Raw genomic sequence first — 13,165 nt, 5'->3', positions numbered from 1 at the left:
ACCTAAATTATAGATCCCCTCCTCGACAAAAATAAATTAAAACCAACAAAAACAATAGGATAATTAAAATATCAGTGATGGCATTACATTTGCAATTACATTTACAGTTGAAGAATGTTCTTCGTATTGTGTAAGCCAGCCAGCTGAGTTAATAACCAAACCATTTTATGATTAACAGGGCAATGGCGTCTTTCATTAATATAAACACAAATGTTAATTTTTAGGAGTTGCGGTATGAGTGGTCAAGGTAGTCTCAATATTTTTTCTTTCAAAGGTAAGATGAAAGCCTTACATATGAGTTGGATAGCGTTTTTCATTACGTTTGCTGTTTGGTTTAACTTTGCCCCCTTAGTATCGGTAATTGCAGACTCATTAGGCTTAACGAAAGCTGAAATAAAAACCTTAATGCTATTAAACGTAGCCTTAACCATTCCAGCGCGCGTTGTCATTGGCATGCTTACCGACAAATATGGCCCTCGCTTAACCTTTGCCGTTTTACTTGCGGTATGTAGCCTGCCTTGTTTTATGTTTGCTTTTTCAAGCACCTTTGAGCAAGCGGCCTTATCTCGCTTTTTATTAGGTTTTATTGGTGCCGGTTTTGTTATCGGTATTCGTATGGTGTCTGAATGGTTCCCGGCTAATGAACTTGGCACGGCTGAAGGTATTTATGGTGGCTGGGGTAACTTTGGTTCAGCTGCAGCAGCCATGTCACTACCGACACTTGCCTTGGCATTTGGTGGTGAAGACGGTTGGAGATACGCGGTTGCCTTTACCGGTGCATTAAGCTTAATTTTCAGTTTTATCTGGTATCAAAACGTCACTGACACGCCTAAAGGTTCAACCTACTTTAAACCTAAACACACAGGTGCGATGGAAGTAACCTCAACCGGTGACTTCTTCTTATTATTATTAATGAAAATTCCTATGTACGGTGCTTTAGCCCTACTGACATGGAAATTATCTCCTGCTGGTGTAAGTTTATTGTCAGCACAAAGTGCACTTATTGCCTACATTAGCTTAGTGGTTTTATTTGCCATTGAAGTAAAACAAACCATTAAAGTTAACGGCCATTTATTTTCAAAGCCCGTTGAAGAAATTCACCGTTATAAGTTCAAGCAAGTGGCGGTATTAAACATTCTATACTTTGCTACTTTTGGTTCAGAATTAGCCGTTGTCTCTATGTTACCGTTATTTTTTGCTGAAACCTTCGAATTAAGTATGGTTTACGCAGCCATGTTAGCCTCTACTTATGCCTTTATGAACTTAATGTCTCGCCCTGGTGGCGGTTGGTTATCAGACAGATTTGGTCGTAAAAAAACCTTATTAATTTTAACGGCTGGTTTAGCACTGGGTTATTTAGGCATGTCAGAAATTACCAGTGAATGGCCTTTAGCCTTAGCCGTAGCAACCGCGATGGCTTGTTCATTCTTCGTGCAAGCAGGTGAAGGTGCTGTATTTGCTGCCGTGCCTTTAATTAAACGTCGTTTAACCGGACAAATTGCTGGTATGACCGGCGCTTATGGTAACGTGGGTGCAGTGGTTTATTTAACGGTATTAACCATGGTTGATTATTCAACCTTCTTTTTGGTGATAGCAGCGACTGCTGTGGTCGGCTTTGTTACCTTATTCTTTATGCAAGAGCCTAAGGGTACTATTACCGAAGTACGTGCAGATGGCACGGTAGAATTAATTAAAGTTGGTCACTAACAAAACATGAACAGTGAAAAAAAAACTCGCCAAAGTACGGTGGCTGATTTACAGCTGTGCTTCGGCGGTTTTTCTGCTAAAGGTTTGAAAGCAGAAAACCAAGATGCTTTCGCGGCCATTGTGCCTACAAAACTTGAATTACGCGCTAAAGGCGCGGTTGCTGCCATTGCTGATGGGGTATCAAGCGCCAGTAAAGCCGCTGATGCCTCACAACTTGCCGTGACTCAATTTATTACAGAATATCTTGCAACCCCGCAAACATGGTCAACAGAAAAGTCTGCGGCTAAGGTATTAACTAGCTTAAATAACTGGTTGTATTCACAAAGTGGCTTTATTGATGATTTAGCCGATCCAAACGCTCCACAGTGGCTAACCACTTTTTCAGCCCTTATTGCTAAATCAACCACAGGTTATATCTTTCATGTTGGCGATACCCGCATAACAAAATATCGTCATCAACAATTAGAAGTTATTACCCGTGATCATAATCGCAAGCAAATTGGCCAACAGGATTTATTAACACGCGCATTAGGTGGCGATAATCGTTTAGAAGTTGATGTACACCAAATAGATTTACAGCCGCGTGATTTATACATGCTAAGTTGCGATGGCATTCATGATTATATGTCCAAAGCTGTTTTTAAAGCCCTGTTTGATTCATTGCCGTTAGCACCAGAAAAGTCAGACTTAGAAGCGCTGGCAACAAAAATTGTTGCAACCGCACTTGAGCGCGGTAGTGATGACAATGTCACTTGTTTACTGGTCTATATTAACGCCGTACCCAATCGTAAACTGGCGGAAATTGAACGTGACTTGAGCTCAAAAACCATACCACCAGCATTAAAGGTTGGCCAGAAACTTGATGGCTACCTGGTTAAAAAAGTAATCCACGCCAGCATTCGCTCACATTTGTATTTAGTCATCGATATTAAAACAGATAAACCTTATGTGTTAAAAGCACCGTCAGCTAATTTTTCAGACGACGCGCTTTATTTGCAAGGCTTTATGCGTGAAGCTTGGGTTGGTGAACGTATTAAGCACGCTAACGTTATGCGGGTGATACAAGGTAATCAAGACAGTCCTTTTTTGTACCATGTCTGTGAATATATTAAAGGGCAAACTTTAAGTGAGTGGTTACATGACAATCCTAAACCTAACATTTCACAAGTTCGTGATGTAATGAAACAAGTGATCAGCGCCTTACGATCGTTTCAACGTTTAGATCTTGTTCATCGCGACTTAAAACCCGACAACATAATGATCGATGAATATGGTCAGATTAAATTAATTGATTACGGCACCGTATTTGTCGCTTCACTTGATGAAAACCAAGAAACCATCAAAGAAGAAGTACCGCAAGGCTCTCTAAATTATATTGCGCCTGAAACCTTATTACACATGCAAGCAGATAATCAAAGTGATCTATTTTCACTGGGGGTTATTTGTTATGAAATGCTGTCAGGCGAACTACCTTACAAACCCATGCAACGTGCTGAAGTCAACATTAAGGCTTATAGCGATATGCAATATCGCAGCATTAAACAGTTTCGACCTGAACTGCCCTTGTGGTTAGATCTCAGCTTACAAAAAGCAACAGCGGCCGATCCGAGACTGCGCTATCAAGCCTTTTCAGAATTTTTTACTGATTTAAGTAAACCCAGTTCATCTGCTGTTGAAGCATACAAAAAACAACCTTTGCTAGCACGCAATCCTTTATTATTTTGGCAATCAGTATCCGCCTTGTTATTTATTGGCTTGGTGGTATCTTTGCTTAATTAATCAACCGATTGACCTAGATTAATTAAGCTTTCACAGACCCGATAAATCGCTTTGATTTATAATCGCTAATATAATCGCTAAGGCTGGCTAAAAAATGCCTAAAGTGTAAACCGTCTTTTTCAGCTTAGTATGATATAAGCGCGACACCTAACTCTGTGCCATTGTCAGTGCTCAGAGCTAGTACACAGTCACTTATCTTATAAGCCAACTTGCTGCACCTCATGAACGCGCACACTATTACCGCACACCATTGGTGCGCTAACCTCTTCACCATAGTGCAAAAACGCTATCTCGAGCCAACAACAAAACCCTATCCACTTGAATTTACTAATATAAATCAACTGGTTCATTTATTGCAGATAACAAACCATTATCTAGTTCCGCTAGTGCAGCGGTAATTTAAAGAAGTAGGATTGTAATAAATGAACACACAAGCTCAAAAAATCGTCGTCGTTGGCAATGGCATGGTTGGCCATCACTTTGTTGATGAAATGGCGAAACATGCCGGCTATGAAATTACCGTATTATCAGCTGAAGACCGTTTAGCTTATGACCGTGTTCACTTATCGGAGTATTTTTCTGGAAAAACCGCTGATGACTTAGCCATGACAACGCCAGCATACTACAACGAAATCGGTGTTAAATTTTTCACCAACGCGAAAGTCACTCACATTGATAAAGCCGCAAAAGTGGTGACGACTGAAGCAGGCGAAACTTACGCTTACGACAAGTTAGTCATGGCAACGGGCTCATACCCTTTTGTTCCTCCTATTCCAGGTAAAGAGCGTGACCATTGTCTGGTTTACCGTACTATTCAAGATTTAGAAGACATACAAGCGTCAGCCAAAACCGGTAAAGTTGGGGTTGTGGTCGGTGGTGGTTTATTAGGGTTAGAGGCCGCTAACGCACTTAAAGAGTTAGGCTTAGAAACACACGTGGTTGAATTTGCGCCACAATTGATGGGTGTGCAATTAGACAAAGACGGCGGCGCTTTACTGCGTTCAATGATCGAAGGCATTGGCGTACAAGTACATACCCAAAAAGCCACTAGCGAAATTGATGACGGCGAAGAATGCGTTCACCGGATGAATTTTGCTGACGGCTCGCATTTAGAAACTGACGTTATCTTATTCTCAGCAGGTATTCGCCCCTATGATAACTTAGCCCGTGAATTTGATTTAGCGCTTGGCGAACGTGGCGGTATTGTGGTTGATAACTACTGTAGAACCTCTGACGAAAGCATTTACGCTATTGGTGAGTGTGCTTTGTGGAATAACTTTATCTTCGGTTTAGTCGCGCCGGGTTACACCATGGCTAAAGTGACTGCCGATAACATTATTGGCGGTGAGCAACAATTTACCGGTGCTGACATGAGCACTAAGTTGAAGTTAATGGGCATGGACGTAGGGTCAATTGGTGATGCCCATGCGCGTACTGAAGGTTGTAAAAGCTATGTTTATTCAAACCAACCTGACCAAATTTATAAAAAAATAGTCGTCAGTGCCGATGGTAAAGAATTATTAGGCGCGGTGTTAGTCGGTGATACCAGCGAATACGATGCATTATTGCAATACGCACTCAATGGTATTGAGTTACCTGAAAACCCCGACGGTTTAATTTTACCCAGCTCAGGCGAAAAACCCACCTTAGGCGTTGATGCCCTACCCGATACAGCCACCATATGTTCATGTTTGAATGTCACTAAAGGCGACATTATTGCCGCTCTTGATTGTGGTGCAATTGATGTTGGTGAAGTTAAGTCTTCAACAAAAGCCGGCAGCGGTTGTGGCGGTTGTGCGGCATTATTGAAAAAAGTAACAGATCACGAATTAGAAAAACGCGGTGTTGAAATTAGCACTGACCTTTGTGAACACTTTGCTTACAGCCGTGTTGAGTTATTCCACATTGTGCAAGCAGAACAAATTAAAACCTTTGATCTGTTAATAGAAAAACACGGTTCAGGTTTAGGCTGTGAAATTTGTAAGCCAGCAGCCGCGTCTATTCTCGCTTCGGTGTGGAACGATTACATATTAAAACCCGACCATGTATCACTGCAAGACACCAACGATGTCTTTCTAGGTAATATGCAAAAAGATGGTACTTATTCTGTCGTTCCCCGTATGCCAGGCGGTGAAGTAACCCCAGATAAGTTAATTGTTATTGGTGAAGTCGCTAAAGAATATAACCTCTATACCAAAGTAACTGGCGGCCAACGTATCGATTTATTCGGCGCACGTGTTGACCAATTACCGGCGATATGGAAACGCTTAATTGATGCGGGTATGGAAACAGGTCACGCCTACGGTAAATCGTTACGCACAGTTAAATCTTGTGTCGGCAGCACTTGGTGTCGTTACGGCCAACAAGACAGCATGGCAATGGCCATTTTCTTAGAAGATCGCTATAAAGGTTTACGTTCTCCTCATAAAATTAAGTTTGCGGTCTCAGGCTGTACACGCGAGTGTGCAGAAGCACAAAGTAAAGACATTGGTATTATCGCCACGGAAAACGGCTGGAACTTATACGTCAGTGGTAATGGCGGCATGAAGCCTCGCCATGGCGACTTATTCGCCATCGATTTAGATGATGAAACCTTAGTGAAATATATTGATCGATACTTAATGTTTTATGTCCGTACCGCGGATCGTTTAACCCGTACTTCTGTCTGGTTAGAGAACCTAGAAGGTGGTTTAGCCTACATGGAAAAAATAGTTAAAGACGATCACTTAGGGATTAATGCTGAATTAGAAAAGCAAATGCAAAATGTCGTGGATACCTATCAATGTGAGTGGAAAACAACCATCGAAAGTGAAGAGCAATTAAAGCGTTTTCGTCAGTTTGTTAACTCTGACACTGTCGATGGCAACATCGAATTCGTTACTGAGCGTGATCAAATTAGACCCGCTCAAGGTGATGAGAAAAAATATGGCGTTCAAATTCAAGCCGTTGATTTAACACCTGCATAAATACGTTTACGAATAAGGAAAGAAAAAATGACAACAGAAAATAGCTGGCAAACCATCTGTCCCACCAGTGATTTAATTAAAAATTCAGGTGTTTGTGCCTTATTAGCAAACGAAGAGCAAGTGGCTTTATTCCAAGTAGGCAAGGACAAAATTTATGCGGTTTCTAACTTTGACCCCTTTGGTAAAGCCAACGTTTTATATCGCGGTTTAATTGGCGAAACTAAGGGCGAGGTTTACGTTGCTTCACCCTTATTAAAACAGCGTTTTGTTTTAAACTCTGGTGCCTGTTTAGATGATGACACCTTGGCAATTAAAACCTATGAAACACGGGTTACCGATGGCAAATTAGAAATATTTGGTTAAGCCGTTAATTTTATTCTTGCTTGAAAAAATCCCAGCTTAAGTGATTAAGCTGGGATTTTCACTTTTAGTGATTGCATGATAAGTGTATTAACTAATTAGCCGGAAAATTATTAACGCTAATAGCGTAACAAGTAGACGATTCGCTATGAGATAAGTACATGCCACCCAGGTAATTACTTGCATCATCAGCTAGTTCTAGCTCAATCACATCTTCAGTAACAGGGTCAGAGTGACTAGCGCCGCAAGTAGAAAATGACTTTGCTCAATATTGGCAGGCCAAAGGTTATGACTCTGTTCATCCTTATACGCTTTATTTATTTTGGTGCAGGCTTGCATCAGAAACTAACAAAATGCAGATAAAAAAAACCATTAAAAAACTAACCAATTGATATTAAAGAATTTATTTTACTGGCATAAAACCTGCTGTATTACTTAATAATATAACCTCTTATTTTCTCTACTTTACTTAAATTGACAAAAAACACCTTATCTTTACTGAACAGATTTAACGCCGATTTTAAAAAAACTCAAGGAATGCAGTATGCAACCAGTTCGTCAACTTTCCACACTGACTACATTAATTTTATTAGCAGGTTCAAGTGCTTCAGCTAGTGCAAATATTGAGAGTGGGAGTAAGAGTGAAACCCAAGCTAAAACTAGTGTCAATTTGAACTTGCGATACGAAACAGTTGCTCAAGACAACAGTTTAAAAGATGCCTCCGCATTAACCTTAAGAACCCGATTAAATTACACCAGTGCTAGCTACCATGATTTTACCGCTGTTATTGAATTTGAAGACTCACGCCAAGTAGCAGGAGTTAACAAGTATAACGATGCTGTGGGTAATCATACGGAATATTCTGTTATTGCCGATCCAGAAACCACTGAATTAGACCAAGCTTATGTGCAATACAAAAAAGATGGCGTCACTGCTAAAGTCGGTCGCCAAGTACTGACCTTAGATAATCATCGTTATGTTGGGCATGTGGGATGGCGTCAAGATAGACAAACATTTGATGCAGCGACCTTTACTTATGCAGCCTTAGACCATGTAAAAATGAGCTATAGCTACATTAATAAACGTAATCGTATTTTTTCAAATGAAAAAGATTTTGATGCAAAAGACCATTTACTTAACCTCGCCTACAAAACGAGTTACGGCAAACTAACCGCTTACAGCTATCTCTTAGAAGTTGATGAAGGAACCGCGAATAGCTTAGATACTTTCGGGGTGAGTTTTAACGGTAAAAAAGACAAGTTTTCATATTCAGCCGAATTTGCTACTCAAGATTCAAAAAGCGGTGCAACTGACTATTCTGCAAGTTATATGGCTATTCAAGGTGGCTACAGCTTTGATGCTGTAACCCTTAAATTAGGCGCTGAAGTTTTGGGCAGTGATGATTCAATGTATGGATTTTCAACACCACTCGCAACACTGCATAAATTCAATGGTTGGGCAGATCAATTTTTAGGCACACCAAAAGAAGGCTTGGTGGATCTTTATGCCTCTGTGTCAGGTAAAGCATTCGGCGGCGGTTGGACAGTCACAATTCATGATTATTCTGCTGATGAAGCAACCGATACGGTTGATGATTTAGGTAGCGAAATTAATGCCGTTTACGCGAAAAAATTCGCTAAGAATTATAAGGCAGGCTTAAAGTATGCGGCTTACTCAGCAGGCGATGCTACTGCAGGTAAAGTTGATACCGATAAAATCTGGCTTTGGGTAAGTGCAAAATTTTAGCTCACCAAACACACTTATAATGATAACGCTCAACAAGTTTGTTAAGCGTTATCAAAAATTGTAAACCCATATCACTATTGCAGCAGGTAAATAAAATTAGCTCAAGTAACCAACAAATCATAGAGAAACAAAAAGTTGTCGTGGTCGGTAACGGCATGGTGGGTCACCATTTTGTTGAGCAATTGGCTCAATTGAACACAGCTGATCAAGCCATTGAGATAACCGTTTTGTCAGCAGAGCCTCGCCTTGCTTATGATCGTGTTCACCTTTCAACATACTTTAGCGGTAAAACAGCGGCAGATCTGGCCATGGCTGACGAAAAAATTTACCAAGATTGGGCGGTAAATTTTCAAACTAATGCCAAAGTTGTTGATATCGATCGCAGCAATAAACATGTTGTCACGCAAAGCGGCCAAGTTATCGCTTATGACAAACTCATCTTAGCCACTGGCTCTTATCCTTTTGTACCTCCTATTCCAGGAAAAGACCGCGAGCATTGTTTGGTTTATCGCACCCTAGATGACTTAGACGCGATTCAAGCTAGTGCCAATGTCAGTAAAGTGGGGGTGGTTATCGGCGGTGGCTTACTTGGCCTTGAAGCCGCAAATGCCCTAAGCCACTTAGGTTTAAAAACCCATGTAGTGGAGTTTGGGCCACAATTAATGGGCGTGCAAATTGATGCTGGTGGCGGTCGCTTACTAAAAGAAAAAATTGAAGCTTTGGGTGTCGAGGTACATACATCAAAAGCCACTAGCGTGATTGAAGACGGCGAAACCTGTCGTTATAAACTGTGTTTTAGTGATGACACCGTACTAGAAACCGACCTGATATTATTCTCCGCAGGTATTCGCCCTTATGACAATCTAGCCAAGTCATTCGCGCTTAAAATGGGTGAACGAGGCGGTATAGTGATTAATAACCAATGCCAAACCTCAGATGAAAGTATCTATGCCATTGGTGAATGTGCCCTCTGGAACAACTTTATTTTTGGTTTAGTAGCGCCGGGTTACCAGATGGCTAAAGTGGCCGCAAAACATATTATGGGTGAACCAGCCTTGTTTACCGGTGCCGATATGAGTACTAAATTAAAACTCATGGGTGTTGAGGTAGGCTCAATAGGTGATGCACACGCAAAAACCCCGGGGGCAATAACTTATACCTATCAAAATCAACCGGCCGGCGTATACAAGAAAATAGTGCTGTCGAGTGACAAAAGCAAAATGCTCGGCGCGGTGTTAATTGGTGATACCAGTGAATACGACTCGTTATTACAATACCTACTTAATGCCATAGATTTACCTGCATCACCCGAAGCACTGATACTGCCTTCATCAGGAGAAAAACAGACATTAGATGTTGCTACATTACCTGATACCGCCATTATTTGTTCATGTCATCAGGTCACAAAAGGCCATATTATCAGCTCAATCGCTCAAGGGGCTTGCAGCGTGGGTGATATTAAAACCTGTACTAAAGCCAGTAGCGGATGTGGTGGTTGTAGCGCTTTATTGAAAAGTCTGGCTGAGGCAGAATTTGAAAGCCGTGCTGTGAAAGTTAAACAAGATATTTGTCTAAGTGTCATCGAATAAAATTCGAACATAAACAAATAAACAAATAAACAAATAAACAAAACATCCCATATAAAGCGGGCTGTATATCATTCTCTGTTGTAAAGGTAAATTTTATGAGTTGTTCTCAATCGTCACATATTGTTCAATCAACTTGCGCATACTGTGGTGTCGGCTGCGGTATTGATATCACAGTTAAAAATGGCAAGGCCTCTGGATTAGAGGGCACAATGGAGCACCCCGCCAATTTTGGACAACTGTGCGTAAAAGGCAGTAATTTATTAGCCACCACAGATTTAACCAACCGCCTGCTTGAACCAAAAATAAATAACCAAACGGTTGATTGGTCAACGGCGACAAGCCATGTGGCGGAGAAATTTGCACAAATTATTAAAGAGCATGGCCCTGATGCGGTCGCTTTTTATGTCTCAGGACAAATACTGACTGAAGATTATTATCTGGCGAATAAATTAATGAAAGGCTATATAGGCTCAGCCAACATTGATACCAACTCACGTCTTTGCATGTCGTCAGCTGTTGCGGCTTATAAACGAAGTTTTGGTGAAGATGTTGTGCCTTGCAGCTATGAAGATTTAGACAGTACTGAGCTGTTATTAATTACTGGCTCAAATGCCGCTTGGACTCACCCGGTATTATTTCAACGTATTGAACGCGCTAAAAAACGTAATCCAGCGATGAAAATTGTGGTTATTGACCCACGTAAAACCGCAACCTGTCAAATAGCGGATTATTTTTTACCGATAAAGCCAGGCACTGACGCCGCATTTTTTAACGGTCTTTTAAATTACTTAAGCGCTAACAATGGCTTAAATAATGACTATATCGAGCAACATACCCAAGGTTTCGAACAAGCCTTATTAGCAGCAGAGAAATGGTCACTCGCTGAAGTATCAGCCTATTGCGATCTTGACCAACAAACCCTTGCCAGTGTCTATCAATTATTTGCCGACACTGAAAAAGTACTGAGCTTTTATTCAATGGGCATCAACCAGTCAAACTCAGGCACGGATAAGTGTCAAAGCATTATTAATTGTCACTTAGCTACCGGAAAAATAGCCAAAGACGGTTGTGGGCCTTTTTCTATCACAGGTCAACCCAACGCTATGGGTGGTAGAGAAGTCGGCGGTTTGTCTAATCAATTAGCCGCTCATATGGATATTGAAAACCCTGATCACCGCTCAACAGTACAGCGCTTTTGGCAATCGCCCACCATCGCTGATAAAGCCGGCTATAAAGCCATTGATCTGTTTGACGCTATGGATGAAGGTAAAATTAAAGCGGTCTGGATAATGGCGACTAATCCCATGGTAAGTTTACCCGATGGTAAAAAAGTCGCCCGAGCCTTGAATAAGTGTGAGTTTGTCGTGGTTTCTGACTGTGCTGAAAATAATGATACCTTAGACTTTGCTGATGTAAAACTACCCGCAACGCCATGGTTAGAAAAGAACGGCACAGTAACCAACTCAGAGCGCCGCATCTCACGTCAAACTAATGCGATAGCCCCTAATGGTCAAGCTAAGCATGACTGGAAAATTATTGCAGAAGTTGCCACCGCCATGGGTTTTTCAGGCTTTGATTATTCACATGCTAGTGAGGTTTTTCGAGAGTTTGCTCAATTGTCAGGTTTTGAAAATAATGGCGCACGTGTCTTTGATATTTCTGCATTTTCAACCATTACGCCACGACAATATGACCGTTTAAAACCGGTACAATGGCCCGTGAATAACACCTACCCTGAAGGTAAAAAACGTGTCTTTGAAGATGGACAATTTTCTACAGCTTCAGGTAAAGCACTATTTTTTCCGATTACGCCGCGCCAGCCAAGACAAAAAACCTCGGAAAAATTTCCCTTTCGATTAAACAGTGGTCGGTTAAGAGATCAATGGCACACCATGAGCCGCACAGGTAAAGCGTCGCAACTTACCGCGCATACCGATAAATGTTATCTCTATATCAATCCTGTCGATGCCGCACGGTTAAAGATAGTTGATGATGAAATAGTCAATATCTCATCTGATACAGGGCAAGCGAGTGTGCATGCGAAACTAGATAACAATCAACGTCCTGATGAATGCTTCATGCCTATTCATTGGAATAAGCAGTTTGCGTCTAGCGCCAATGTCAGCAACTTGTATGCGAGCATTGCCGACCCACTTTCTGGTCAACCTGAACTTAAACACGGGGCTATAGCTGTAAGCAAGACAGCATTCCAGCAATTTGGACAACTGCATATTAGCGAAGATTTTATTGTTCAAACTCAAATAACTAACGAATTTTGGACCAAGGCTCGCACAAGTTATGGCATGAGTTTTCAATTTGCTAATACGCAGCCTGAAACAGATATTTTGCATTGGTGTCAAACAAGCAGTCAAATATCGGGCGAATGGCGACAATTTAGTCAAGGAGATACCCAGTACGTTGTTTGTTTACAAGCAGGAAAATTAGCCTTTTTATGTTATAGCTCGGCAACTAATCCGAGCATTGAAAACGCTTGGCTTCAGCATGTTTTCAGTCAAGCAAGCTTGCTAGAGCAGGATATACAGTCTCTATTATCGGGCACTTCCAGTGATGAATTCGCTCAAGGTAAACAAATTTGTAGTTGTTTTAATGTCGGTGAAAAAGACATCATTAGTGCTATTAAAAAGGGCTGTAATTCAGTTGAACAACTAGGTAATAACTTAAAATGTGGTACTAATTGTGGTTCCTGCAAACCTGAGCTCGGTGTTTTACTTGATGAATACGGCATAAATTCCACAGAAATAATTAACACCACTTTTATAGCAGAGCTCGCATAATTTTCCCATCATCATTTTAATGTCAGCATTGAAATGATGATGACTCTGGCGAGTAAATGTTACCTTCAAAATCACTGCACCGTCCATACCATTAATTTCATTAATTAGGTGGTCTACTTTATACGCAGGAAAAATGGCCAAATATAAGGCATTTATTTTAATAACTAGTTGTTCTAATTATTAAATAAATAACGCAGTAGTGGGTTATTTTAACCAGTAAAA

The 13,165-nt window shown here is 41.0% G+C and carries 6 protein-coding genes and 1 pseudogene; all 7 read left to right on the top strand.

Annotated features, from left to right (window positions below; translation table 11 throughout):
• The first annotated feature begins 234 nt into the window (after positions 1–234).
• The 7 genes and pseudogenes from H4J61_RS09595 (at position 235) to H4J61_RS09565 (ending at position 12,943) form a co-directional block, all read left to right on the top strand.
• Positions 235–1,707: a NarK family nitrate/nitrite MFS transporter gene (locus H4J61_RS09595; RefSeq protein WP_182184898.1), complete on the top strand. Its 1,473-nt coding sequence runs from the start codon at positions 235–237 to the stop codon at positions 1,705–1,707.
• 6 nt (positions 1,708–1,713) lie between these two features.
• Complete coding sequence (locus H4J61_RS09590; protein ID WP_182184897.1) at positions 1,714–3,486, top strand: bifunctional protein-serine/threonine kinase/phosphatase; 1,773 nt, start codon at positions 1,714–1,716, stop codon at positions 3,484–3,486.
• Between the two features lie 422 nt (positions 3,487–3,908).
• On the top strand, positions 3,909–6,452 hold the full coding sequence (gene nirB, locus H4J61_RS09585) for a nitrite reductase large subunit NirB (protein ID WP_182184896.1): 2,544 nt from the start codon (positions 3,909–3,911) through the stop codon (positions 6,450–6,452).
• 27 nt (positions 6,453–6,479) lie between these two features.
• Positions 6,480–6,815, top strand: a complete 336-nt coding sequence (gene nirD / locus H4J61_RS09580; RefSeq protein ID WP_182184895.1) for a nitrite reductase small subunit NirD — start codon at positions 6,480–6,482, stop codon at positions 6,813–6,815.
• A gap of 541 nt (positions 6,816–7,356) precedes the next feature.
• The gene (locus tag H4J61_RS09575) at positions 7,357–8,559 is read left to right on the top strand and encodes an alginate export family protein (protein ID WP_182184894.1); all 1,203 of its coding nucleotides are present in this window, start codon (positions 7,357–7,359) and stop codon (positions 8,557–8,559) included.
• Positions 8,560–8,675: 116 nt separating this feature from the next.
• Positions 8,676–10,130 (top strand): annotated as a pseudogene (nirB, locus tag H4J61_RS09570) (nitrite reductase large subunit NirB); the annotation flags it as partial.
• A gap of 113 nt (positions 10,131–10,243) precedes the next feature.
• Positions 10,244–12,943, top strand: coding sequence for a nitrate reductase (locus H4J61_RS09565; RefSeq protein WP_182184893.1), 2,700 nt, complete (start codon positions 10,244–10,246; stop codon positions 12,941–12,943).
• Positions 12,944–13,165: the final 222 nt, after the last annotated feature.

The organism is Colwellia sp. MB3u-4 (assembly GCF_014077065.1).
Taxonomy (GTDB): domain Bacteria; phylum Pseudomonadota; class Gammaproteobacteria; order Enterobacterales; family Alteromonadaceae; genus Cognaticolwellia.
Note: the sequence above shows the minus strand (reverse complement) of the source record. Positions and strands in the feature narration are given on the sequence as shown.